Raw genomic sequence first — 22706 nt, forward strand, 5'->3', positions numbered from 1 at the left:
TCAACCCCTACATCGCCCAGAAGTCACCCCTGTTCGCCGAAGCAGCACAGGCCGGATACCTGCTCCGCACACCGGAGGGCGACATCTGGCAGTGGGATCTGTGGCAGGCGGGCATGGGCCTGGTCGACTTCACCAACCCGGACGCGTGCGCCTGGTACCAGAACAAGCTGAAAGTCCTGCTGGACCAGGGCGTCGACGCGTTCAAAACCGACTTCGGGGAGCGGGTGCCCACCGATGTGGTCTGGCATGACCGCTCGGACCCGCAGCGGATGCACAACTACTACACCCACCTCTACAACCAGGCCGTCTTCCAGGTCCTGGAGACCGAGCGGGGTGCGGGTGAGGCGGTCCTCTTCGCCCGCTCGGCGACCGCCGGGGGGCAGCAGTACCCGGTCCACTGGGGCGGGGACTGCTTCTCCTCCTTCGAGGCGATGGCCGAGTCCCTGCGCGGCGGCCTGTCCCTGTCCCTGTCAGGGTTCGGTTTCTGGAGTCATGACATCGGCGGGTTCGAGGGCACCCCTGATCCGGAGGTCTTCACCCGCTGGCTGGCCTTCGGGCTCCTCTCCTCCCACAGCCGCCTGCACGGCTCCTCCTCCTACCGGGTCCCGTGGAACTTCGGCGACCAGGCCGTGGAGGTAGCGGCCCGGTACACGCGGCTCAAGCACCGCCTGATGCCCTACCTCTACACAGCCGCCGCCCAGGCCCAGACCTCTGGTGTGCCGCTGATGCGGCCGATGCTGCTCGAATTCCCCGACGATCCGGGCTGCCGCACCCTGGACCGCCAGTACATGCTGGGCCCCGACCTGCTGGTCGCCCCGGTCTTCACCCACTCCGGACAGGTCGACTACTACCTGCCGGAGGGGACCTGGACGCATCTGCTGACCGGCCAGCGCGCCACCGGCCCGGCCTGGCGCAGTGAGACCCACACCCTGGAGAGCCTGCCCCTGTACGTCCGCACCGGAGCCGTCCTCACCCTCGGTGCTGATGACCAGCGTCCCGACGGTGACTGGCTCCGGGAACCCACCCTGCTGGTCTACCCCACCGACTCCCCCGCCTACAGCGCGCGGGTGACCATCCCCGACCACACCGGCGCCCCGGCCGCGACCTACCGCATCCACCGCGAAGGCGACACCCTGCATATCTCCACGCAGGACACCGGTCTGCCCTTCCACGTCCGGCTACCCGACGGCACCACCACCACCGGCACCCACCACACCACCCTCCCGCTGACTTGTTGACCTCCGGCGGACGCACACCTACCGTTTCGGCGTTCGGGGACACGGATGGTGTGCGAAATGTCGAACAGTCGTGTGTGGGCGAGCCTTTGAGGTCGGTGAGTGAGGTGTCCATGGGCGCGGTGGCCGATGACCCAGCTGCAGAGTTCCACGCCTTCTTCGAGGAGCACTACGCCGAACTCGCCCGCCTCGCCCGCATGCTGACCGGCGACGTCGACGGTGCGGACGATCTCGCGGCGGACGCGCTCCTCGCACTCTGGCACCGCTGGGACCGGGTGCGTGCGGCCGAATACCCGGTCGCGTACGCGCGGGGGGTGGTCGCCAACACGGCGCGCAGCCGTATCCGCAGCGCGGTGCGTGAGCGACGGCGTATCACGCTTTTCTGGTCCAGTCGGAGCGAGCAGGTGGAGGACCCCGACGTCCCCGCCGTGATCGATGTGCAGGAGGCGTTGCGCAAGCTGCCGTTCCGCAAGCGGGCGTGTGTGGTGCTGCGGCACGCCTTCGATCTCTCCGAGCGGGACACCGCGAACGCTCTCGGGGTCTCGGTCGGTACGGTGAAGAGCCAGACGTCGAAGGGGATGGCCCAGTTGCAGCGGCAGTTGGGCCCGGATGCCGGCCTGGTGCGAATTCCGGCGACAGCCGCGGAACCGGAAGGGAGGACGGCATGACGGACGACGAGCTGCGCGGACGGCTGCGCGGTGCGGCGCGGGCACACCGTCCCGACCGGGAGCGGATGCTCGCGCGGGTCGAGCGGGGTATGGCCGAGAGTGAGAACCCGCCCCTGCCGCCCCGCCCCGCCGCCAAGCCGGTGACCTCCTGGCTGCGGGTGGTGAGCGCGACGGCCGCGGTGGCCGGTGTGTGCGCCGTCGGCGGGTACGCGGTCGCCTCCGCCGCGCGTGACGAGGAGCCGCGCCCGCAGTCCGTCGCGAGGGGCAGCGCTCCGGAGGCCACAGCCGAAGCGCCGTCGGTGACGCCCGGCTCGCAGTCCGTTCCCGTCGGGGATCTGCTCTGGGCTGACGGCTCGGTCGACCCGGGCAGCACCGTGCACTGGGCGCAGAGCAACATCACCGTCAAGGTGAAGAAACCGCTGACCGCTCTGACCGTAGAACTGCGCGTCGCCCAGAACGGGAAGGTCGCGGACACCGGCAACTGGCGCTCGCTGCCCGCCGAGGACTTCGACGTCTCGGCGGGGGAGGCGAGCGGCGTCCTCGTCTACCGGTGGACTCTCAAGGACGGGCTGACCGTGCCGCCCGGCGAGTACGTCTTCGCGGGGCAGTACAACCACGCCGAGGGGCAGCGGGACGCGGGCGACGACTCGTACGCGGTCGAGGCGGCCCCCGCGGTGACGCCGGGCGAGAGGGCCGAATGGCGGGGCGACTTCGCGCGCTCCTCTCCGTAATCTCCGTGCGTCATCTCCGTGCGTCCTGCCCGTGTCGGAGTCATTGACGTGTGCGCGGCCCCGTCTTACGGTCTGTCCGAACAGTCGTTCATTGTTCGTAATTTCGAACAATCTGAGCCGCGTTGAGGGAATCATGACCCGTACCGCCCGCTTTGCCCTGCACCCCGACTTCTCCGTCGGCGAGGTGAACCCCCGGCTCTTCGGCTCGTTCGTCGAGCACCTCGGCCGGTGCGTCTACACCGGCATCCACGAGCCGGGCCATCCCGCGGCCGACGAGTCGGGCCTGCGCACCGATGTGCTCGCCCTGATCCGTGAACTCGGCGTGACCGCCATCCGCTACCCGGGCGGGAACTTCGTCTCGGGTTACAAGTGGGAGGACTCCGTCGGCCCGGCGGAAGAGCGGCCACGGCGTCTGGACCTTGCCTGGAGTTCGACCGAGACGAACCGCTTCGGACTCTCCGAGTACATCGCCTTCGTGCGCAAGATCGGCCCGCAGGCGGAGCCGATGATGGCGGTGAACCTCGGCACGCGCGGCGTCGCCGAAGCCTTGGAGCTCCAGGAGTACGTGAACCACCCGTCTGGCACCGCCCTTTCCGACCTGCGTGCCGCGCACGGCAACGAGGCTCCCTTCGGCATCCGCCTGTGGTGCCTGGGCAACGAGATGGACGGACCGTGGCAGACCGGCCACAAGACGGCCGAGGAGTACGGGCGGCTCGCCGCCGAGACGGCACGGGCGATGCGCCAGATCGACCCGGACGTCGAGCTGGTCGCCTGCGGGTCCTCCTCGCAGGCGATGCAGACCTTCGCCGGGTGGGAGGCGACGGTCCTGGCGGAGACCTACGACCTCGTGGATTACATCTCGCTGCACGCCTACTACGAGGAACTGGACGGCGACCGCGATTCGTTCCTCGCCTCGGCCGCCGACATGGAGTCCTTCATCGAGAACGTCGTCGCGACCTGCGACCACGTGGGAGCGCGTCTGAAGTCGAAGAAGAAGATCAACCTCTCCTTCGACGAGTGGAACGTCTGGTACCAGTCCCGGACGGGGCCGAACGCCGGTGGGTGGCCCAGTGGTTGGCCGGAGGCGCCCCGCCTGCTGGAGGACAACTACACCGTCACCGACGCGGTCGTCTTCGGCTCCCTGCTGATCGCGCTGCTGCGGCACGCCGACCGGGTGACCGTCGCCTGCCTCGCCCAGCTGGTCAACGTCATCGCACCGATCATGACGGAGCCCGGCGGCCCGGCCTGGAAGCAGACCACCTTCTTCCCCTTCGCCCAGGCCTCGCGGCACGGCCGGGGCCGCGTCCTTGACGTACGCGTGGAGTCACCCACGCACGAGACGCGGAAGTACGGTGAAGTGCCGCTGCTGCACGCCACAGCCGTGCACGGAGACGACGGCACCGTCACCGTCTTCGCGGTCAACCGCAGCCAGACCGAGGCGCTGCCCCTCGAAGTGGCCCTGCACGGGCTGGAGGTGTCCTCGGTGCTCCAGCACAGCGCGCTGGCGGACGAGGACCCGGAGGCCCGCAACACCCTCGCGGAGCCGGAGCGGGTCATCCCGCACGAGGCGGCGGACACCGTCCTCAAGGCGGGCGTGCTGAGTGCCGTTCTGGAACCGCTTTCCTGGAACGTGATCCGTCTGGGCTGAGGACCCCGGCCCGGGTCAGCGACGGCACCAGGGGCAGGCGAACCAGTCTTCGTACGGTCCTGTCCCCCGTACCCCATCCCCTGCCCCCTCACGCCCCCGCCCCATCAAAGGAGAAGACCGTGATCAGACGCTCCCCCCACGGACGGCGTCACGTCCTGCGCAAGCGCTGCTCCGTCCCCGCCGCCACCGCGATGGCCGCGGTCCTCGCCTTCACACTGATGCCGGGCAGCGCCTCCGCCGCGTATCCGCCGCCGGGGCTGCTCACCGGCGACATCAGCGTGCACGACCCCTCGATGGTGAAGACGGACAGCGGATACGTCCTCTACTCCACCCACAACGGCCTGGAGGCCCGCACCTCCACCGACCGGACCGCCTTCCGCCGCAGTGGCTCGGCCTTCAACCGGCTGCCCGACTGGTGGACGACGTACTCCTCGGAGAAGGACCCGTGGGCGCCCGACGTCTCCCGCCACGGCGGCAGGTACCTGATGTACTACTCCGTCTCCAGCTTCGGCTCGAACCACTCGGCCATCGGTCTCGCCACCTCCGCTACCGGAGAGCCGGGCTCCTGGAGCGATCAGGGCATCCTGCACTCCACGACCGAATCCAGCCACTACAACGCCATCGACCCGAACCTCTTCGTGGACGACGACGGAAAGTGGTGGCTGTCCTTCGGCTCGTGGTCGTCGGGGATCAAGATGATGAGGCTCGACCCGTCGACCGGCAAGCGGCACGCCCAGGACCGGACCCTGCACAGCCTGGCCTCCCGGCCCACCGGCACCAAGGCAGTCGAGGGCCCGGCGGTCGTCAAGCACGGCCGCTACTACTACCTGTTCGCCTCGTACGACCGGTGCTGCGCGGGCACCAGCTCCACGTACAAGATCAAGGTGGGCCGGGCCGGCAGCCCCACGGGCCCGTACACCGACCGCAACGGTGTGCCGATGATGCGGAACGGCGGCACCGAGGTGCTCGGCACGCACGGCAGGTACATCGGCCCCGGCGGCCAGTCGGTGCTGCACGACGAGGACGGCGACCTGCTCGTCTACCACTACTACGACCGTGAGAGGAACGGCGCGCCCACCCTGGGGGTGAACCTGCTGGACTGGAGCAGCGGCTGGCCCGTCGCCTACTGACCGGACCGCAGGGCCCCCGGGAGCGTGCCGGGGGCCACGTTCGGTCAGAGCTTGCCGGTCCCGGCGCCCCCGGTGACGAGCGACTTCACCTCGGCGGCGTCGTCCGCCGAGTACGCGTACGGGATCTCCGCCACCGTGCCGCCGCTCTCCCCCTCGCCCGAGTCGACGAACTGGTTGTCGCGGGCGGCCAGCGCCCCGGGTCCGGAGGAGCCCTCACCGCGGTGGAAGGGGTCCTCGACGTTCTCGAATGAGTTGCACCCCGCCGGTGGTCCCGGCGCCGAAGCCGATCGGCCCGGCCGCGGGTGCCTCGTCTGCGGTCTTCTGCGGCCCGGTGGTCTCGGCGGTGTTGCTGCTCCAGGCCAGGCTGCCGCCGATCATCGCGGCCACCGCCACGGCCGCCACGCTGATGCGTGCCGCTCTCGGGTTCGACCTGTGCTTGCCGTTCGTGCTGTGCATGGGAGGTTCCTCCGTTCGAAGGGGCGGGGGACTTCTCCTCCCCTCGTGTGGTCTCCGCGGAGCGATCCAAAGGTTGCCCCGTCCGATCCGTTGACCTCCCGACAGCAAACGCTTACCTTTTCGACGTTCGACACCGAAGATGATGTACGAGATACCGGACACTGGCCACGAGACGCTGTGTGCACTTGTGCATTTCCCCGGGTGTGTGCGCTTTCCCGAATACGACTCATCAGTCAAGTCGAGAGGCGAACCATTGCGTGTTTCCAGGCAAGTTGAGCGAAGGACCCTCCTGAAGGCGGCCGGTGCCTCGCTGGCGTCTCTCGGTGTGGCGGCTGCCGGCTGCGGTGGCGGAAGCGGTTCCTCCAGCGGCGGTGCCGTCACCATCCGGTACGCGTGGTGGGGAGCCGACGACCGGGCGAAGAGGATCAACGAGACGATCGACCTCTTCGAGAAGAAGCACCCCAAGATCAAGGTGAAGACCGACTTCCAGCCCTACGAGGACTTCTGGAAGAAGTTCAACACCCAGGCGGCGGGCGGGAATCCGCCGGACGTGATCCAGAACGCCGTGACCTTCCTGCGCAAGTACGGCGGGCGCAACGTGCTGATGGACCTGAAGCCCCAGGTGCAGTCAGGGGAGTTGAGCACGGAGGGCTTCCGGTCCGGTCTGGAGAAGTTCGCCGAGATCGACGGCAAGCTGCTCGGGCTCCCGGTGGCCTCCAACTCGATGGCCTACATCATCGACGAGAAGGTCTACGAAAAGGCGGGCGTCACACCCGAGTTCGGCTGGACCTGGGACGACTGGCTGGCCGGCATGGAGCGGATCAGGAGCCGGACGGGTGTCGCGGGCGAAACGGGACCGCACTCGATCATGTACTACTACGACCTGGTCCTCCGCCAGAAGGGCAAGGCCTTCTTCACCGAGGACGGGCTCGGCTTCAGCAAGAGTGATCTCGAAACCGAGTGGGCCGAGGCGGTGAAGCGCATCAAATCCGGCCTCTACACCGACCCGAAGAAGGTCGAGCAGATCAAGCCCAAGTCAGCTACCGCCGCCGGTCTTTCTGCCGGAGAGTTCACCTGGGACAACTTCACCGTCCGCTACGACTCGGAGGGCAAGAGCAGCTATGGCATCGCTCCCATCCCGACCACCGACGGCAGCAAGACCGGTCAGTACCTCGGTTCGCTGATGCTCAGCGGCACCGCCAGGACCAAGCATCCCAAGGAGGTCGCCACCTTCATCAACTTCATGGTCCACGACCCGGAGGTGGGCCGCATCATGGGCTACGACCGGGGAGTCCTGGCGACCACCAAGCAGTTCGAGGCCTTCGAGCCGACGGACAAGGTCAGCAAGCAGATCTCCGAGTACGAGAAGCAGATAGCCGAAAAGGGCGTGCTGGAGACCATCACGCCGCACCCCGCGGGCGCCGACGTCATCGAGGCTGCCTTCCTGCGCGTCGCCACCGAGGTGAGCCTGGACAAGGCATCGCCGGGGGAGGCGGTCGAGAAGTTCTTCTCGGAGGCCGAGACCGCCTTCACCGCGAACTCCTGATGGAGGGCACGGCAGCGACGGACGCCGGACATCAGCGGGGTCCCCGGCTATCCAAGGACGCCAGGCCCGGAGGCCGCCCGCCGGGCAGCGCCCAGGCGCGGAGCAGCGCCCACGCGCGGCGTCGCGGACGCCGCGAGAACCTCTCCGGCTACCTCTTCATGTCGCCCTGGATCGCCGGGTTCCTGCTGCTGACCGCCGGTCCCATGGCCGCCTCGTTCTACTTCGCCTTCACCGACTACAACCTCTTCGACACCCCGCAGTGGGTCGGCCTGAAGAACTTCAGCGACATGTTCGCCGACGCCCGCTGGCAGAAATCGGTGGAGGTGACGAGCAAGTACGTCGTCATCGGCACCCCGCTGAAACTGATCGCCGCGCTCGGCGTCGCCATGCTGCTCGCCCAGAGCCGCCGCGGCCAGGCCTTCTACCGTGCGGCGTTCTACGCTCCCTCGCTGATCGGTGCGAGCGTCTCCGTCGCCATCGTCTGGCGGGCGCTCTTCACCGATGACGCCGTCGTCGACCGTACGCAGCAGCTCTTCGGCATGAACGTCGGCGGCTGGGTCGGCGACCCTGACTGGACCCTGTACGCCCTGGTCGCGCTCACCGTCTGGCAGTTCGGCGCTCCGATGGTCATCTTCCTGGCCGGGCTGAAGCAGGTCCCGCGGGAGCTCTACGAGGCCGCCGAGGTCGACGGCGCCGGACCCTGGCGGCGGTTCTGGAGCATCACGCTGCCGATGATCTCCCCGGTGCTCTTCTTCAACGTCCTGCTGGAGACCATCCACTCCTTCCAGATCTTCGGCTCCGCCTACATCCTCGGCGGGCAGGGAAACCCCTGCGGCCCCGCAGACGCCACGCTCGTCTACACCTGTTACCTCTACCAGCAAGGCTTCGAGAACAGCCGGATGGGCTTCGCCTCCGCCATGGCATGGATGCTGGTGGTGGCCGTCGGTCTGGTGACAGCGGTGCTGTTCTGGTCGCAGAAGCGCTGGGTGCACTACGAGGAGACCGCCCGGTGACACTGTTTCCCCGCAAGCACACCGGCTCCCTTGCCTGGCACCTGGGCGCGCTCGCCGTGCTGGCCGTGGTGCTCTATCCGGTGGTCTGGGTGATCGGCGGCTCGTTCAAGCCCGGCGACGAAATCGTCGGCAGCCTCGAACTCCTGCCGACCGACCCGGTGATGGCCAACTACACCCGGCTCTCCGAGGGCATCGCGGACATCCCCATCTCGACCTTCTTCCTCAACTCGACCGTCCTGGCACTCGGTTCGGTGGGCGGAGTGGTGGTCTCCTGCTCGCTGGCCGCCTATGCCTTCGCCAGGATCAGATTCGCCGGACGCAACCTGATGTTCGGCGTGATGATCGGCACGCTGCTGCTTCCGTACCACGTGGTGATGATTCCGCAGTACGTGCTCTTCCAGAAGCTGGAACTCATCAACACGATGGTTCCGCTGCTGCTCGGCAAGTATCTGGCCGTCGACGCCTTCTTCGTCTTCCTGATGGTGCAGTTCATGCGGAACCTGCCGAAGGAACTGGACGAGGCGGCACGCCTGGACGGCTGCGGCCATCTGCGCATCTACTGGTCCATCGTGCTGCCGCTGTGCAGGCCCGCCCTGATCACCAGCGCGATCTTCACCTTCATCCACGCCTGGAACGACTTCATGGGGCCGCTGCTGTATCTCAACGAGCCCGAGAAGTACACGGTGTCGCTGGGTCTGAAGATGTTCGTCGACCAGGGCGCGGTCGCCGACTACGGCGGCATGATCGCCATGTCGCTGGTCGCCCTGCTGCCCGTGCTGGCGTTCTTCCTGGCCTTCCAGCGCTATCTCATCGACGGCATGGCCACCTCCGGACTGAAGGGCTGAGCGCGCGATGGCGGACCCCAAGGCGCAGGCACCGCCCCGGTTCCCGGGCTTCTACGAGCGGTTCGGGGTGTTCGCGGAGTCGCTGCTCGTCGGGATGTGGGTGGTGCTGGCCTCACTTCCGCTGGTCACCTATCCGGCGGCGTTCGCGGCGGGCGCCCGCCACCTGCGACGCCATCTTGACAACGAGCAGGCGGGCTGGCGGGAGTTCGCTGCCGATGTGCGCACGGCGGGGCGGCGGGGCTGGCTCGTGGGTCTGGCCGGGTGGGCGGCGGTCTGGCTGCTGTGGCTCGACCTCTCCGCCGTGCGGGCCGGACTGCCCGGCGGGCAAGCCGTCGCCGCCGTCGGCGTGCTCGCGTTCCTCGGCTGTGCGGTCGCCGGTGCGCGCGCCGCGGCCGTCTGGCACCCGGGGGCGTCCTGGCGGGCGCTGCTGGGAGCGGCCGGGCGCCGTACCGTCCTCGATCCCGCCGGGTCACTGCTGATCGTGTGCGGCGGCGCGGTGACGGTGGCCTCCGCGTGGTTCGCGGCGCCGCTCGCGATCCCGGTGACCGGTGCGGTGACGGCTGCCGCCGTAGCCGTCGAGAAACGGTACGCGCACCGGTGACCCGCCGTCGGCGTGCCGCTCGCGTCCTTCCCGGCTCCTCCGCCGGGGCCGGCGTCCGGTTGGGCGGGCCAGGGGAGGCCAACTAGGCTGCGCTCATGAAATTCGGCCTGCTCGGTACCGGCCCCTGGGCCGAAATGACCCATGCTCCCGCACTGCAAGCGCACCCCGACGTCCAGCTGACCGGTGTATGGGGCCGCCGCCCCGAAGCAGCGGTATCTCTCGCGGAACGCTTCGGCGCCCGCGCGTACGAGGACGTCGACCTGCTCCTGGCCGACTGCGACGCCGTCGCCATCGCCCTGCCTCCGGACGTACAGGCACCGCTGGCCGTCCGCGCCGCCGAGGCCGGCTGCCACCTCCTGCTGGACAAGCCCGTCGCCACCACTCCCGCCGCCGCCGCCCAGGCGGCCGACGCGGCGGCCCGGAACGGCGTGGCTTCCGTCGTCTTCTTCACCCTGCACTTCAGTGAGCCGACGGCCTCCTGGATCCGCGAACAGGCAAACGTCGAGGGCTGGCTGCTGGGCCGGGCCGACTGGCTCTCGCCGGTCTTCGGCGGCAGCGACTCGCCGTTCGCCGACTCGCCGTGGCGTCGCGAGAAGGGCGCGCTGTGGGACGTCGGGCCGCACGCGCTGTCCGTGCTGACGCCTGTGCTGGGCGAGGTCACCGGCGTGCGCGCCGCCCGCGGCCCCGGCGACACCGTCCACCTCGCGCTGCGCCACGAGAGCGGCGCCTCCAGCACGGTCACGGTCAGCCACACGGTGCCGCCCGCCATGGCCGACGTCACCGCGGAGCTGCGCGGCAGCACGGGCGTGGCCACCCTCCCGGTGCGCGACGAGCCCGCCTCGGACGCCTTCGCCCGCGCCGTGGACGCACTGCTGGAGTCGGCCCGTACGGGCACCGCGCACGCCTGCGACATACGGTATGCGGCCCGTGTCACCGATGTGCTCGCACTCGCGGAGGAGGGGCTGAAGAGCGACTGAGCTCCCGCCCCGGCCGTCCGGTACCGGCAGGATCCCCCGGTCAGTACCGGACGGTGATCCGCCGGGCCGGTCCGTCCACCCTCACGGTGCCCCCGTACGGCACCACCTGCTGGGGATCGGTGTGCCCGAGATCCACGTCGAAGACGGCAACGGCCTCCGGAGCGTACTCGGCCAGCGCCCGCAGCACCGCAGCCCGCTGCGCCTCCCGGTAGGCGCGGCGTTGCCGGCCACCGCGCCGGTCGAACACCGAGGTCGTCTTCGCCCGCCCCATCAGCAGCGCGGGGAACTGGCCCAGCAGACCGCGTTCGCCCATGCTCCGCAGCGTGCGGTAGACCTCCGTTGCCGTGGGCATCTCCTCTGAGGTCTCCAGGAAGAGCACCCGCCCCGCGTACTCCTCCACCGGCCTGACCTCCCGGTCGGCCATCAGCATCCAGGCCAGCACCTCCAGGTTGCCGCCCCAGCTGAGCCCCTCCACCACCCGGTCGGGCCGGTGCCACCGCCAGCCGTCGCAGGGCTCCATCACGGGTTCCCGCGTGAAGGTCTCGGGATCGTCCCAGGGCAGTTCCGCGTCGCCATACGCGCGGGACTCGGCCAGTTCGTAGCTCCCCCAGTCGAAGAGCGCCGCGCGCAGCGAATCCGCCGTGACCGGGTGCATCGCTCCGGGGCGGCCGAGTTCGGCCATCACCGAGATGCCGTGGTAGCCGACGAGGCCGGCGGTGGTGCTGAGCCAGGCGAGCAGATTCGTGCAGTCGCTGTACCCGAAGAACGGCTTCGGATGCGCGCGTACCAGTGCTCCGTCCAGCTCCGGCAGCACGGCGATCTGGTCGTCGCCGCCGATGCTCGCGATCACCGCCTTCACCGACGGGTCGGTGAAGGCCGCATGCAGGTCTGCGGCCCGCTCGCGTGGCGTCGTCCGCAGCCGCCGGGTGCCCGGGTACTCCACCACCTCCAGGCCGAACTCCTCGCGCAGCCGCCGGAGCCCCAGCTCATAGGGCATCGGCAGCAGCTCGGGGAGTCCGCCGGAGGGAGAGACGACGGCGACGCGATCCCCGGGCCGTGGCTTCGGCGGGTACACAGGCGCGGCTGGCAGCATGCACGGAGCTTAGGCCGTCTCGCCCTGCAATCGCGTGTGCCCTTTCCGCTCGTGCGGCCTTCGTTGCTCAGCGGGACAGCGCGTCGCGTACGGCGTCGTCCGTGCGGGCGACTACGGCGGTGCCGTCGTCCGCCGTGATGACCGGGCGCTGGATCAGCTTCGGGTGGGTGGCCAGCGCCGTGATCCAGCGGGGCCGCTCGGCTGCCTCGCGGGGCCAGTCACGCAGGCCCAGCGCCTTCGCGTCCGCTTCTTCGGCCCGCACCAAGTCCCATGGCTCCAGCCCGAGCCGCTCCAGCACCTCCCGCAGTTCGGCCTCCGTCGGCACGTCATCGAGATAGCGGCGGACCGTGTACTCCGCCCCCGCCTCGTCCAGCAGCCGGACGGCTGAGCGGCATTTCGAGCACGCCGGGTTGATCCAGATCTCCATGCCCCCACGGTAGCGACCCCCCGGCCGGAGGGCCGCCCTCGCGGCCTACGACCGGGCGGGCAGCTGCTCCGGGAGACCGAAGAGCTCGAAGAGACGCAGGTCGAAGAAGGCCGCGACATGGGAGACCCGCGCCTCGTCGAGCGTGAGCACCATCAGGTTGAAGGGCCGGAAGACGCCGTCCTCCCCGCGCATGTACATCCCGAACGCGGGCTGGCCGTTCATCCCGGTGGGGATCAGCCGCAGGTCGCCAGGGCCGGCGGGGCACTGGGTGTCGATGAGCGTGCCGATGTCCACCGGGCCCTGGTACCAACCGGTGAAGGGAGGCATCTCCCAGACGGCGTCCTCGGTGAAGAGCTTCACTATCGCGCTCATGTCCTTGACCTCGAAGGCCGCGACATAGCGGTCCAGCAGCTCGCGCTGCTCGGCGCTGGTGGGCTCGGTCACCGAAGTCTCGCTGGGGGCCGCCTTGTCCAGCTGGGCCCGGGCGCGCTGGAGCGCGCTGTTGACGGACGCCGTCGTCGTACCGAGCAGGTCGGCCGCCTCGGCGGCCTTCCACTTCAGCACCTCGCACAGGATCAGCACCGCGCGCTGCCGGGGCGGCAGATGCTGAAGGGCGGCGACGAAGGCCAGCCGGATCGTCTCCCGCGAGCTGACGATCGCGGCGGGGTCGGCCGCTTCGGCACCCACCATGGCGTCAGCGATCGGCTCCAGCCAGGGCACCTCCTGGCCCTCGACCAGGGCGTCGGACGGATCGGCGCTGGGCCCCCCGAGGCCGGTGGGCAGCGGGCGCTTGCTCCGGCTCTCCAGCGCGTCCAGGCAGGTGTTGGTCGCGATCCGGTGCAGCCAGGTGCGCATGGACGAACGGCCCTCGAACTTGTCGTACGCCCGCCAGGCGCGCAGGTAGGTCTCCTGCACCAGGTCTTCCGCGTCATGGACCGAACCCAGCATGCGGTAGCAGTGCGCGAGCAGCTCACGCCGGAACGGGTCGGCCAGTTTCGGGAAGTCCTCGCTCACCTGGTTTTCCGACATGGTCTTGCCCTCTCGTCAGCTGAGCCGTTGCGATGGTTCTCATCCTGGCACCCAGGACTGACAACGGCGCCTCACCGCTGCCCGGGCGGACGCCCGGGCCACCCGCAGCGCGGTGGGCGGCCCCCAGGATCCACCCGGCACGGGCGCGGAATCAGGCAAACGCGGATACTCGCCGTTTTCGCTCCGCGACCGCCCGGCCTCCCTCTGTGACCGCGCCGCCGGGCGCCGCCTGCTCTCCACTTTCCGTGCCGGAGCACGGAGTCGCAAGGGCCGCCGTCACGGTCGCCGTGGCGGCATCAGGAGCAGCGCGAGCAGCGTGGCCACCATCAGGAGCCCGCCTGCCACGGCCGCCGCCGCACGGTAGCCGGCCGCCAGCGCCTCGTCGGCCCCGCCGCCGTGACCGCCGGTGACGCTCGCGGAGACGGTCACCAGGACCGCCAGGCCGATCGAGCCGCCGATCTGCCGGGAGCTGTTGATCAGCCCGGTGGCCATGCCCGCCTCCCGGGGATCGACGTCGGCCGTGGCCGCCGTGCCCAGCGGCACGATGGACATGCCCACACCGATTGAGGTCAGCAGCGAAGGCCCGAGGATCGCGGTGGCGAAACCGCCGTCGGCGGTGAGCACCAGGGCGAACCAGCCGAACCCTGCCGCCCCCAACGCTCCGGCGCTCACCAGCACGCGGCGGGCGCCGAGCCGGGCGAGGCTCCGCGTCGCCGTCACCGAACCGACGACGATCCCGCAGCAGAAGGGCAGGAACGCGAGGCCCGTGGCGGCGGGCCCGTATTCCAGGACCTGCTGGAGATAGAGCGAGACAAAGTAGAAGACGGCGAACTGCGCCGAGGCGAGCAGCAGCATGAACACATTGGCTGCCACCACGGGGCGCCTGGTCAGCAGCCGCATCCGCAGCAGGGGCTCGGCCGTCCGCAGCTCGACGCCGACGAACAGCGTGAGCAGCAGTGCGGCGAGAGCCAGCGTCGCCACGGTCGTCGAGGAGCCCCAGGAAAGGGTCTCGGTGCGCACCACCGCGAGCACCAGCGCGGAGGTGCCCGCTGTCACCAGCAGTGCGCCGCCCAGGTCCAGTCGTGGCGCGGGGCCGTCCCGCCGGTCGCCCGTGATCTTTCGGGCCGCCAGCAGTGTGACCAGCGTGATCGGTACGTTGATCAGCATCACCGAGCGCCAGCCCGCCGACTCGGTCAGCAGGCCGCCGATCAGCACCCCGGCCGCGCCACCGGCCGCCGCGGCCGCGCCCCACAGGCCCAGCGCCCGCGAACGCGCCGGCCCGGCCGGGTAGTTGACGGTGATCAGGGCGAGTGCGACCGGGGCCAGCGCCGCCGCGCCCGCGCCCTGCACCGCTCGGGCGGTGATCAGCTGCCAGGGCTCCTGCGCCAGCGCTCCGGTCGCGCTCGCCGCACCGAACAGCACCAGCCCGGCCAGCAGGGTACGGCGGCGGCCCGCCAGATCGCCGATCCGGCCGCCCAGCATCATCAGCCCGCCGAAGGCGAGGGCGTACGCGTTGACCACCCAGGGCAGCCCGGTGGCGGTGAAGCCGAGGTGGTGACGGATGTCGGGCAGGGCGACGTTCAGGACGGACATGTCCAGCGCCACCGTGAACTGCACGGTGAGAATGACCGCGAGCAGCAGCCGCCCCCGGTCCGGGGCTCCTTGGGGCGGGATCCCTTCGGGCGGGACCCCGGTGCGGGCCGTGGTCGCGGTCATCCCCGGGTCTCCTGCGGGTCCACCTGTTCGGTCCTGGTGCCCGCGGCGCGGGTGAGGGAGAGCAGATCCGTCGGCATGCCGATCTCCAGCCGGTGCCACCGGCCCGCCGGGATCACGAACAGCTCGCCCGCTTGGATTCGTACGGTCTCGGCCGCCGACGTGTCGTCCGCGCTCAGGTGGACGGTTACCGCGCCGGTCAGCGCCGCCAGCAGCTCGTCGGATGCGGAGTGCAGTTCCCACAGGTCGGAGTGGATCTCGGCGTTGTCGCGGATATGGGCGACGGCGAAGGTCCAGCCGTCCAGGCCGACGGCGGCGGCGAAGTCGCGGGCCGTGGGCCGTACGGTGCCGTCGTCGTGGAGCTGGGTCATCGAGGAGTAGAGCGCGAAGGGGGCGGGGGAGGGCGAGGAGGGGCGCACGCCAGGCATGTCTGCGTTCCTTTCGGACGGACGGTCACACACGTCTCGGTCAGGGGGTCTCACAGGTTTGCCCTGTGGACCACATCGCAACTCGAAGTTGCGATAGCCTGAGATCTGAGAGTGCCACGGCGCAGTCGAATAACGCAACTAGGAGTTGCAATGGAGCTCGGATCCACCCCAGCGGATCGCCCCCGACCGGTCGGGCGCGGCCCCAAGATGCACGCTGCCGTCCTGGCGGCGACGGTGGCCGAACTGGCCGAGGGGGGCTATGCCGCGCTCACGGTCGAGCGGGTCGCCCAGCGCGCCGGTGTGCACAAGACGACGGTCTACCGGCGCTGGAAGGACCGCGCGGCCCTCGTCGTCGACGCGCTGGCGGAGCACATCGCGACGGACATTCCGATGCCCGACACCGGCTCGATCGGCGGCGATCTGCGCGAGATGGCGCGGTCACTGGTCGGCTGGCTGGTCAGCCCCACGGGGCGGGCGGTCGAGGCGGCGCTGATCTCGGACGCGGTTCGGCTGCCGGAGATCGCCGAGGCCCGCGCCCGGATCTTCGGCGACCGGTTCCGCCGTGCCGAACCCGTCGTCGCCCGCGCCGTCGCACGGGGCGAACTGCCCGTGGGCACCGATCCGTCCGCGGTGGTGAGCGCGCTGGCCGCGCCGATCCACTTCCGGCTGCTGGTGAGCGGCGGGCCGCTCGACGACACCGTCGCCGAACAGGCGGCCCGCATCACCCTCGCCGCCGCCCGCGCCGGAGTACTGGACACCCCGGCACGGGTGGCCGGGCCAGTGGACAAGGGGTAAGCGGGTAAGCGGGTAGACGCAAGACCGGGGCCCGGCGCCCATGGTGCGGGCGCCGGGCCCCGGTCAGGGCACAGCTGCGTGCTCAGCGTTCAGCGCTACCGTTCAGCGCTGGCGCTCCGTGCGGTGGGACTGGTCAGTCCTGTGCCGCGCGGCGCTTGCGGGCCACCAGCAGCAGCGCACCGCCGGCCGCGACGACGGCGGCCGCGATCCCCGCGATCATGGGAGTGCTGCTGGAGGAGCCCGTCTCGGCCAGGTCGGCCGGGGCGGGGCTGCTCGAACCGGCAGGCTTGGCGGCGGCGGGAGCGGAGCTGCTCGGCGCCTCGGCCGACGGCGACTCAGCGGGCATGCTGGTCGACGGCGCCGCGGTGGGCTCGCTGGGCGACTCAGCAGGCTCGCTGGGCGAGGGCGACTCGGCGGGCGGGCTGGTGGGCGGAGTCGGCTCGGGGGACTCCTCCTCGCAGACCGGCGCGGTCTTGGTCTCGTCCACGTTGTGCTGGTCGCCGTCGTTGGCCTTCACGACGAGCTTGACCGGGAGCTTCTCGTCGTGCGCCGGGAGCTTGAGCTCCTTCTTGAACCCACCGCCGAACGACTCGGAGAGCAGTTCCTTGCCGTCCGCGGTGATGGTCACCGTGTTGGTGGGCTTCTCGCTGTAGCTCGTCAGGTTGACGGAGACCGTGGAGCAGTCGACCGACCACGTCGGCGTGTGGGCCGAAGCGGGGGCGGCGAACATCCCGGTGCCGATCAGCGCGGCGATCCCTGCTGTGGCGAGGGTGGCAGTGTGGCGCCGTCTGTGGTGAATTGCAGACAATGTGACCTCCGAGTCGAGGACTCTTTCATGGGGGTGTTGCGAGCACAGAACCTACTCCCGTGCCCGCCAGAGGTGACATGCGGCCCCACCTCTCCAACAATCGGGCGCATAGGTCCAGTTCAGACTTGTCGTCCCCGGGCGCAGCCGACACCGCCGCGCGCAGGAGGCCGTCACGCGCACGGAGCACGACCGGCCCCGGCGACGGGTGCCGCCGGGGCCGTTGAGTGAATCCTTGCGATCAGGTCTCTACTGCTCGCCGCTCCCGTACGGACGGGTGATGGCTTCCATGCCGTGGCCGGCCGGATCCATGAAGTAGACGCCGCGTCCGCCGTCGTTGTGGTTGATCTCGCCGGGCCGCTTGCCGTGCGGATCGGCGTAGTACGTGATCCCCCCGTCCTGGATCCGCTGGAAGATTTTGTCGAACTCTTCTTCGGTGACCAGGAACGCGTAGTGCTGCATGGTGATCGACTCCGCGGGGATCGTGGCGAAGTCGAGGGTGACGCCGTTGCTCAGTTCGAGGGGGATGAACGGGCCCCACTCGGGGCCTGCCTCCAGTCCCAGGATGTGCGCCAGGAAGTCGGCGGACTCCCGCTTGTCCCGGGAGTGGACGATGGTGTGGTTCAGCTCGATCGACACTGTGGATTGCCTCCGTAAGGCAGTCTCACGGGCACCTCCATGCCTCACCCGGCCGGTGACCGGCACGCGATGCCGTACCAATGATCTTAAACCGGGCTGATCGCCCTGTCATCCGCGCGTCCTCGCGAAGCGCAGGCGAGGTCGTTACCGGCTGACTATGCGCACCGACGGAGTGTGACGTGTCACAGACAATGTGGCGGCGCTGTGGCAACTTCAACTGGATTATTCAGCAGGGGAGTTCGAGGGGAGCCCGGGGTGAGTTCCATATGAGCGCTGCCGAAGCCGAGACGCTGGACGAGATGGTCGACACGCTGCGGTATCCCCTGTCGGAACCGGACGGCCCCGAGGCCCTCGCGGTGGTCTCGCGCGCCCGGCGCGAACTGGCCGACGTCGGCTGCACGGTGCTGCGGGACTTCATCCGCCCCCCGCTGCGCGACGTCCTGCGCCAGGAGTGCTCGGCGCTCGCGCCCCGGGCCCACTTCGACGTCGAGACGGTCAATGTCTACAACATGGCCGTGGACGCCTCACTGCCCGAGGACCACCCGGGCAGGCAGTCGTACCAAAGGGGCAACGCGTTCGTCCCGCGCGACCGCATCCCCGCGGACTCCCTGATCAGCCGCCTCTACTCGCACGAGGGGTTCCGGGCCTTCGTCGCCCGGTGCTTCGAACTGCCGCGGCTCTGCGAGCTGGCGGACCCGCTCTCCGGACTGGTGCTCAATGTCGTCGCCCCCGGCAAGGAGCACCCGTGGCACTTCGACACCAACGAGTTCACCGTCAGCATGCTGACCCAGGACGCGCAGTACGGCGGTGTCTTCGAGTACTGCCCCGGCATCCGGACCGCGCGGGACGAGCACTTCGACGACGTGCGGGACGTACTCGGCGGCCGGGCCGACCCGTTGATCCGGCGGCTCCCGCTGCGGCCGGGCGATCTGCAGCTGTTCAAGGGCCGCTACTCACTGCACCGGGTGAGTCCCGTACGGGGCGAGGTCGCGCGCCACTCGGCGATCTTCGCCTACAGCGAGCGCCCGGGCGTCGTCGGCAGTGTGGCGCGGACCAGGCAGCTCTTCGGCCGGGTACTGCCCGAGCACCTGGCGGCCGAAGGCCGCGCCGTGCGGGGGGACCAGCTTCTCGACTAAGGGCTGTCCCGTGATCCCTGGTGGATCAGCGCGCGGCGTCAGATGCGGTGCTTCGCAAGGCGGAGGGGCGTCCTCATACTGGGCGTATCCGGGCGTTCCGGCAACGCAGCGAGGTGCCGTAACTGTCGTCCTCCGCCCGCCAGGGATTACGGGACAGCCCTTAGGCACCGCCAGCCAGGCCCCGCCGCCCCGCCAACCACCGGCCCCACGGAGGAGTCACCCCGTGCGTTTCGACGCGACCGGAAAAGTCTCGCTCGACCACATCTACACACGCCCCGACCCCCGCGCGTACTTCTCGGTGCTGCGCACGCTCGACTACGGGGTACCGCAGCAGGCCAAGCCCTACTTCGCGAAGCTCATCCAGGAGTACCGGGAGACCCGTCAGGTCGCGGCACCGAAGGTGCTGGACATCGGCTGCTCGTACGGCGTCAACGCCGCCCTGCTGAAGTACGACGTGACGATGGACGAGCTGTACGCCCGCTACGGCGACGCGGGCGCGGACGACGGCGCGGACGACGGCGCGGACGCCGACCCGCTCGCACGCGAGGCGCTGCTCGCGCGCGACCGGGAGCTGGCCCGCTTGCGGCGGCCCGCGCACCGTACCCGCTTCACCGGCCTCGACCCCTCCGGCGCCGCGCTGTCCTACGCGCTGGAGGCGGGCTTCCTCGACGACGCGGTACACGCCGATCTGGAGCAGCACGACCCCACACCCCGGCAGCGGACCCAGCTCGCCGGGACGGACCTGGTGATCTCGACGGGCTGCCTCGGCTATGTCACCGAGCGGACGCTGCTGCGCGTCGTACGGGCGCAGGACGGCAACCGTCCGTGGATGGCGCACTTCGTGCTGCGGATGTTCCCGTTCCACACCGTGGAGCGCGCCCTTGCCGGATTCGGGTACCGCACCGTGCGGGTTGAAGAGGTGTTCAAGCAGCGGCGGTTCGCCTCCGGGGCCGAACAGCGTCTCGTGCTGGACACGATGTCGGCGGCAGGGGTGGATGCGAGGGGCCTGGAGACGGAAGGCTGGCTCTACGCACAGCTCCATCTCTCCCGACCATCCGAAGAGCCCGACAGTCCAGCCCACCGCGGGGACACCACACCTCCCCACGAAGTGAATCGAGAACGGAATTGACCGACCGTCACGCGACCGCCGCCACCGGCAGCGCCGCCGCCACCGACCCCGCGCCGCCACCGCGGACGTTCGCGCATGAGGACACCCTGCCGCGCGTGCCGCTGCCCACCCTGGAGGAGAGCTGCGAACGCTTCCTCACCTGGTGCGCCCCGCTGCTGACGCCCGAGGAGCGGTCCGCCACCGAGGCGGAGGTGGCCGCCTTCCTCCGCCCCGGCGGCCCCGGCCGGGCGCTGCACGCGGCACTGGAGGAGTACGACGCCACGGAGGGCGTGCACAGCTGGCTCGACACCTTCTGGCCGTACCGCTACCTCGGCCGCCGGGACCGGATCGCGCTCAACGCCAACTTCTTCTTCCTCTTCCAGGACAACGGCCAGGCGCAGCTGGAGCGGGCGGCCGGGCTGATCGCCGGAGCCGTCCACTACAAGCGGCAGCTGGACCAGGAGATCATCCCGCCGGTTGCACAGCGCGGGCAGCCCCTGTCGATGGAGCAGAACAAGTACCTGTTCTCGACGACCCGGATTCCCGGAGCGCCGCTGGACACCGTCCGCACCCCCTACACCGGCGCATGGCCGGGTCCCTCGGACGCCCGCCACATCGTGGTGTTCTTCCGGGGCGGCATGTTCCGGATGGACGTGCTGGGCGCGGACGGCGTGCCGCACAGCCTGGAGGATCTCGACGCCGGGCTGCGCGCCGTCATCAAGTCCGGTGCGGAGCCCGCGGGCGCGGACTTCCCGGTGGGCCACCTCACCACCATGGCCCGCGCGCAGTGGGCGGAGACCCGCGACTCCCTGCTCGACTGCCAACCCCGCAACGCGGACGCGCTGGATGATGTCGAGACCGCGCTGTTCTGCCTCTGTCTGGAGGACTTCACACCGGCGAGCACCCAGGAGGCGTGCGACAACCTGCTGTACGGGGACCGCGGCAACCGCTGGTTCGACAAGGCCCTGTCCTTCGTCGTCTTCGGCGACGGCCGTGCGGGCATCAACGTGGAGCACTGCGGGCTGGACGGCACCACCATCCTCAGCTTCGTCGACGCCGTCCTCGGCAGCCCGGCCGAGGAGCAGTCCCGGCTGTCGGGGGCCCGCGCCCAGGGGCTGCCCGCCGTGGAGCCCCTGGTGTTCGAGCTCGATGACGCCCTGCGCGCCCAGGTGCGCTCGGCCGCCGAGGCGTTCGCGCAGTACGGGGCGGACACCGCGACCACCACCGTGTCGTTCGACGACTTCGGCGCCAACGCGGCCAAGGCGCTGGGCGTCTCGCCGGACGCCTTCGTCCAGCTCGCCTACCAGCTCGCACACCAGCGCGCCAAGGGCCGTCTGGGCGCCACGTACGAGTCGATCGCCACCCGCCAGTGGCGGCGCGGACGCACCGAGGCGATGCGGGTGATCACCCCGGAGATCCAGCGGTTCGTGGCCGCGATGGAGGATCCGGCGGCGGACGCGGACACCCGGCGCGCCGCCTTCCGGGCGGCGGCCGGGAAGCATGTGGCGCGTGCGAAGGAGTGCCAGGCCGGGCAGGCACCCGAGCAGCACCTGTGGGAGCTGGAGTTGATCCAGCGGCGGCGCGGGGCGGAGCTGGGAGTGACCGAGCAGCCCGCGCTCTACCGGACGCCGGGGTGGCTGACGATGCGGGACGACTATCTGAGCACCAGCTCAGCACCCTCCGCTCATATCCGGTACTTCGGCTTCGGATCGACGAGCAGCCGCTGTATCGGCGTCGCCTATGTGCTGCTGCCCGAGCAGTTCAACCTCTGCCTCAGTACGCCGATGCCGGTGGCCGACCGGATGCACGACTTCGCCGACCGCCTGCGGGAGGCGATCGGTGAGCTCCGCGAACTGCTGGCCGCCGAGCAGACGGCGGGCTGAGCGAGCGAGCGGAGCTGATTCGATCCGAGCCGGGCCGAATCGAGTCGACCCGACCCGACCCGGCGCTGAGCCTGGGCCGCCACCCCGTACCGGAGTGGCGGCCCAGGCGTCAGCCTCAGCCGGCCTTCGCCGGGTCCTCGCACTTCTTCCACGCGAAGTGGTAGGTGGTGCCTACCGCTCCGTCGGTCGAGTCCATGGTCATGAAGCTCGTCGTCTCTTCCGTGTTCGACGTGCCCGCGTTGACCCGCAACTCGGTGTTGATGTTGAAGTTCCGCAGTTCGCCGCAGGGCGCCCAGACCAGCGAGGCCCACTCGGTCTCGTCCGTCGCCTGCCAGTTGTCGTTGTACGGGCCGTCGTACGTGTGCGTGTAGTCCGTCGTCTCCGGCGAACCCTGGAAGTAGTACGACGCCTTCTGCATGCTGGAGGCGCCGTCCTCCAGGTACGCGTACCCCCGGTAGTCCACGCTGGCGATTGCGTAGGTGAAGCCCTGGGGCACGTGCATGACCAGGTTGAGCTGGCAGTTCTTCCGGAAGTCGATGGGGCTGGAGCCGACGCCCACCTGCGCCAGGTAGTCGGAGTAGGTGACCGTGAAGGCCTTGTTGTCCGGGGAGACGGCGATGGCGGCCGTCCCCTGCGGGCAACCGGACCCGTTGACGGTGGCGACCGTGATCACGATCTCGTCATCGGGTACCTCGTCGAAGTACGGGGGTGAAGCCTGCTGGCTCTGGACGGACAGCGTCGAGGCGAACAGCGCCGCGGCGGCGCCGCTTGCGAGAAGAACACCGGGCATGGTTCTCCCA

23 protein-coding genes are annotated in these 22706 nt (G+C 70.0%); 14 read left to right on the top strand and 9 right to left on the bottom strand.

From position 1 onward, the window contains the following. The 5 genes from yicI to LHJ74_RS25460 all read left to right on the top strand — a co-directional run. Positions 1 to 1238, top strand: a 1238-nt coding sequence (yicI, locus tag LHJ74_RS25440; protein WP_260220568.1) for an alpha-xylosidase, incomplete at its 5' end; no start/stop codon positions are given. 110 nt (positions 1239 to 1348) lie between these two features. Continuing rightward, the gene (locus LHJ74_RS25445; protein WP_260220768.1) at positions 1349 to 1903 is read left to right on the top strand and encodes a SigE family RNA polymerase sigma factor; all 555 of its coding nucleotides are present in this window, start codon (positions 1349 to 1351) and stop codon (positions 1901 to 1903) included. Beyond that, entirely contained in the window at positions 1900 to 2634 is a 735-nt protein-coding gene (locus LHJ74_RS25450; RefSeq protein WP_260220570.1) for a hypothetical protein, read from the top strand. Before LHJ74_RS25445 ends, LHJ74_RS25450 begins: the two co-directional genes overlap by 4 nt. 133 nt (positions 2635 to 2767) lie before the next feature. Further along, positions 2768 to 4282 carry an arabinosylfuranosidase ArfA gene (gene arfA, locus LHJ74_RS25455; RefSeq protein ID WP_260220571.1) on the top strand — a complete coding sequence of 505 codons (1515 nt, stop codon included), beginning with the start codon at positions 2768 to 2770 and terminating at the stop codon, positions 4280 to 4282. 191 nt (positions 4283 to 4473) lie between these two features. Beyond that, positions 4474 to 5412: an arabinan endo-1,5-alpha-L-arabinosidase gene (locus LHJ74_RS25460; RefSeq protein ID WP_260220769.1), complete on the top strand. Its 939-nt coding sequence runs from the start codon at positions 4474 to 4476 to the stop codon at positions 5410 to 5412. A gap of 213 nt (positions 5413 to 5625) precedes the next feature. Here the strand turns inward: LHJ74_RS25460 and LHJ74_RS25465 are convergent, their stop codons facing one another. After that, the gene (locus LHJ74_RS25465; RefSeq protein WP_260220572.1) at positions 5626 to 5868 is read right to left on the bottom strand and encodes a hypothetical protein; all 243 of its coding nucleotides are present in this window, start codon (positions 5866 to 5868) and stop codon (positions 5626 to 5628) included. 253 nt (positions 5869 to 6121) lie between these two features. Here LHJ74_RS25465 and LHJ74_RS25470 point away from each other — a divergent pair, with 253 nt between their 5' ends. The 5 genes from LHJ74_RS25470 (at position 6122) to LHJ74_RS25490 (ending at position 10850) form a co-directional block, all read left to right on the top strand. Beyond that, entirely contained in the window at positions 6122 to 7414 is a 1293-nt protein-coding gene (locus LHJ74_RS25470; RefSeq protein WP_260220573.1) for an ABC transporter substrate-binding protein, read from the top strand. Continuing rightward, entirely contained in the window at positions 7414 to 8427 is a 1014-nt protein-coding gene (locus LHJ74_RS25475; protein ID WP_260220574.1) for a carbohydrate ABC transporter permease, read from the top strand. The genes LHJ74_RS25470 and LHJ74_RS25475 overlap by 1 nt, the downstream gene beginning before the upstream one ends. Beyond that, complete coding sequence (locus tag LHJ74_RS25480; protein WP_260220770.1) at positions 8382 to 9272, top strand: carbohydrate ABC transporter permease; 891 nt, start codon at positions 8382 to 8384, stop codon at positions 9270 to 9272. The genes LHJ74_RS25475 and LHJ74_RS25480 overlap by 46 nt, the downstream gene beginning before the upstream one ends. A gap of 7 nt (positions 9273 to 9279) precedes the next feature. Continuing rightward, positions 9280 to 9873 carry a hypothetical protein gene (locus LHJ74_RS25485; protein ID WP_260220575.1) on the top strand — a complete coding sequence of 198 codons (594 nt, stop codon included), beginning with the start codon at positions 9280 to 9282 and terminating at the stop codon, positions 9871 to 9873. A 95-nt stretch (positions 9874 to 9968) separates the two neighbouring features. Next, positions 9969 to 10850, top strand: a complete 882-nt coding sequence (locus tag LHJ74_RS25490) for a Gfo/Idh/MocA family protein (RefSeq protein ID WP_260220576.1) — start codon at positions 9969 to 9971, stop codon at positions 10848 to 10850. 40 nt (positions 10851 to 10890) lie between these two features. Here the strand turns inward: LHJ74_RS25490 and LHJ74_RS25495 are convergent, their stop codons facing one another. The 5 genes from LHJ74_RS25495 to LHJ74_RS25515 form a co-directional block, all read right to left on the bottom strand. After that, the gene (locus tag LHJ74_RS25495; protein ID WP_260220577.1) at positions 10891 to 11943 is read right to left on the bottom strand and encodes a S66 family peptidase; all 1053 of its coding nucleotides are present in this window, start codon (positions 11941 to 11943) and stop codon (positions 10891 to 10893) included. Positions 11944 to 12010: 67 nt separating this feature from the next. Further along, complete coding sequence (locus tag LHJ74_RS25500; protein ID WP_260220578.1) at positions 12011 to 12370, bottom strand: ArsC/Spx/MgsR family protein; 360 nt, start codon at positions 12368 to 12370, stop codon at positions 12011 to 12013. Between the two features lie 45 nt (positions 12371 to 12415). Further along, entirely contained in the window at positions 12416 to 13399 is a 984-nt protein-coding gene (locus LHJ74_RS25505; protein WP_260220579.1) for a sigma-70 family RNA polymerase sigma factor, read from the bottom strand. Between the two features lie 276 nt (positions 13400 to 13675). Further along, positions 13676 to 15115: an MFS transporter gene (locus tag LHJ74_RS25510; RefSeq protein WP_260220580.1), complete on the bottom strand. Its 1440-nt coding sequence runs from the start codon at positions 15113 to 15115 to the stop codon at positions 13676 to 13678. Continuing rightward, positions 15112 to 15540 carry a cupin domain-containing protein gene (locus LHJ74_RS25515; RefSeq protein WP_260220581.1) on the bottom strand — a complete coding sequence of 143 codons (429 nt, stop codon included), beginning with the start codon at positions 15538 to 15540 and terminating at the stop codon, positions 15112 to 15114. Before LHJ74_RS25515 ends, LHJ74_RS25510 begins: the two co-directional genes overlap by 4 nt. A gap of 150 nt (positions 15541 to 15690) precedes the next feature. Here LHJ74_RS25515 and LHJ74_RS25520 point away from each other — a divergent pair, with 150 nt between their 5' ends. Next, positions 15691 to 16335, top strand: coding sequence for a TetR/AcrR family transcriptional regulator (locus tag LHJ74_RS25520; RefSeq protein WP_260220583.1), 645 nt, complete (start codon positions 15691 to 15693; stop codon positions 16333 to 16335). Between the two features lie 133 nt (positions 16336 to 16468). Here LHJ74_RS25520 and LHJ74_RS25525 read toward each other — a convergent pair whose 3' ends face one another. Together LHJ74_RS25525 and LHJ74_RS25530 are read right to left on the bottom strand one after the other, a co-directional pair. Continuing rightward, positions 16469 to 17143 (bottom strand): LAETG motif-containing sortase-dependent surface protein, encoded by a 675-nt coding sequence (locus LHJ74_RS25525; protein WP_311203351.1) that lies wholly within the window; start codon positions 17141 to 17143, stop codon positions 16469 to 16471. 246 nt (positions 17144 to 17389) lie between these two features. Next, positions 17390 to 17779: a VOC family protein gene (locus LHJ74_RS25530; protein WP_260220584.1), complete on the bottom strand. Its 390-nt coding sequence runs from the start codon at positions 17777 to 17779 to the stop codon at positions 17390 to 17392. 266 nt (positions 17780 to 18045) lie between these two features. On the opposite strand from LHJ74_RS25530, the gene LHJ74_RS25535 reads away from it, so the two are divergent. From LHJ74_RS25535 to LHJ74_RS25545, 3 genes are all read left to right on the top strand, one after another. Next, a complete protein-coding gene (locus tag LHJ74_RS25535; RefSeq protein ID WP_260220585.1) occupies positions 18046 to 18915 on the top strand; it encodes a HalD/BesD family halogenase in 870 nt (289 codons plus the stop codon). 223 nt (positions 18916 to 19138) lie between these two features. Beyond that, complete coding sequence (locus LHJ74_RS25540) at positions 19139 to 20044, top strand: class I SAM-dependent methyltransferase (RefSeq protein ID WP_260220586.1); 906 nt, start codon at positions 19139 to 19141, stop codon at positions 20042 to 20044. Between the two features lie 95 nt (positions 20045 to 20139). Continuing rightward, entirely contained in the window at positions 20140 to 21906 is a 1767-nt protein-coding gene (locus LHJ74_RS25545; protein WP_260220772.1) for a choline/carnitine O-acyltransferase, read from the top strand. Positions 21907 to 22021: 115 nt separating this feature from the next. Here LHJ74_RS25545 and LHJ74_RS25550 read toward each other — a convergent pair whose 3' ends face one another. Continuing rightward, positions 22022 to 22696, bottom strand: a complete 675-nt coding sequence (locus LHJ74_RS25550; protein WP_260220587.1) for a DUF4360 domain-containing protein — start codon at positions 22694 to 22696, stop codon at positions 22022 to 22024. Positions 22697 to 22706 lie beyond the last annotated feature (10 nt).

This window comes from Streptomyces gossypii (assembly GCF_025165795.1).
Classification (GTDB): domain Bacteria; phylum Actinomycetota; class Actinomycetes; order Streptomycetales; family Streptomycetaceae; genus Streptomyces; species Streptomyces gossypii.

Bases quoted from the DNA above. Each gene is read 5' to 3' on its own strand.
- LHJ74_RS25445 (WP_260220768.1), top strand. From the start codon at position 1,349: ATGGGCGCGGTGGCCGATGACCCAGCTGCAGAGTTCCACGCCTTCTTC.
- LHJ74_RS25450 (WP_260220570.1), top strand. From the start codon at position 1,900: ATGACGGACGACGAGCTGCGCGGACGGCTGCGCGGTGCGGCGCGGGCA.
- arfA (WP_260220571.1), top strand. From the start codon at position 2,768: ATGACCCGTACCGCCCGCTTTGCCCTGCACCCCGACTTCTCCGTCGGC.
- LHJ74_RS25460 (WP_260220769.1), top strand. From the start codon at position 4,474: ATGGCCGCGGTCCTCGCCTTCACACTGATGCCGGGCAGCGCCTCCGCC.
- LHJ74_RS25465 (WP_260220572.1), bottom strand. From the start codon at position 5,868: ATGCACAGCACGAACGGCAAGCACAGGTCGAACCCGAGAGCGGCACGC.
- LHJ74_RS25475 (WP_260220574.1), top strand. From the start codon at position 7,414: ATGGAGGGCACGGCAGCGACGGACGCCGGACATCAGCGGGGTCCCCGG.
- LHJ74_RS25485 (WP_260220575.1), top strand. From the start codon at position 9,280: ATGGCGGACCCCAAGGCGCAGGCACCGCCCCGGTTCCCGGGCTTCTAC.
- LHJ74_RS25490 (WP_260220576.1), top strand. From the start codon at position 9,969: ATGAAATTCGGCCTGCTCGGTACCGGCCCCTGGGCCGAAATGACCCAT.
- LHJ74_RS25495 (WP_260220577.1), bottom strand. From the start codon at position 11,943: ATGCTGCCAGCCGCGCCTGTGTACCCGCCGAAGCCACGGCCCGGGGAT.
- LHJ74_RS25500 (WP_260220578.1), bottom strand. From the start codon at position 12,370: ATGGAGATCTGGATCAACCCGGCGTGCTCGAAATGCCGCTCAGCCGTC.
- LHJ74_RS25505 (WP_260220579.1), bottom strand. From the start codon at position 13,399: ATGTCGGAAAACCAGGTGAGCGAGGACTTCCCGAAACTGGCCGACCCG.
- LHJ74_RS25510 (WP_260220580.1), bottom strand. From the start codon at position 15,115: ATGACCGCGACCACGGCCCGCACCGGGGTCCCGCCCGAAGGGATCCCG.
- LHJ74_RS25515 (WP_260220581.1), bottom strand. From the start codon at position 15,540: ATGCCTGGCGTGCGCCCCTCCTCGCCCTCCCCCGCCCCCTTCGCGCTC.
- LHJ74_RS25520 (WP_260220583.1), top strand. From the start codon at position 15,691: ATGGAGCTCGGATCCACCCCAGCGGATCGCCCCCGACCGGTCGGGCGC.
- LHJ74_RS25535 (WP_260220585.1), top strand. From the start codon at position 18,046: ATGAGCGCTGCCGAAGCCGAGACGCTGGACGAGATGGTCGACACGCTG.
- LHJ74_RS25550 (WP_260220587.1), bottom strand. From the start codon at position 22,696: ATGCCCGGTGTTCTTCTCGCAAGCGGCGCCGCCGCGGCGCTGTTCGCC.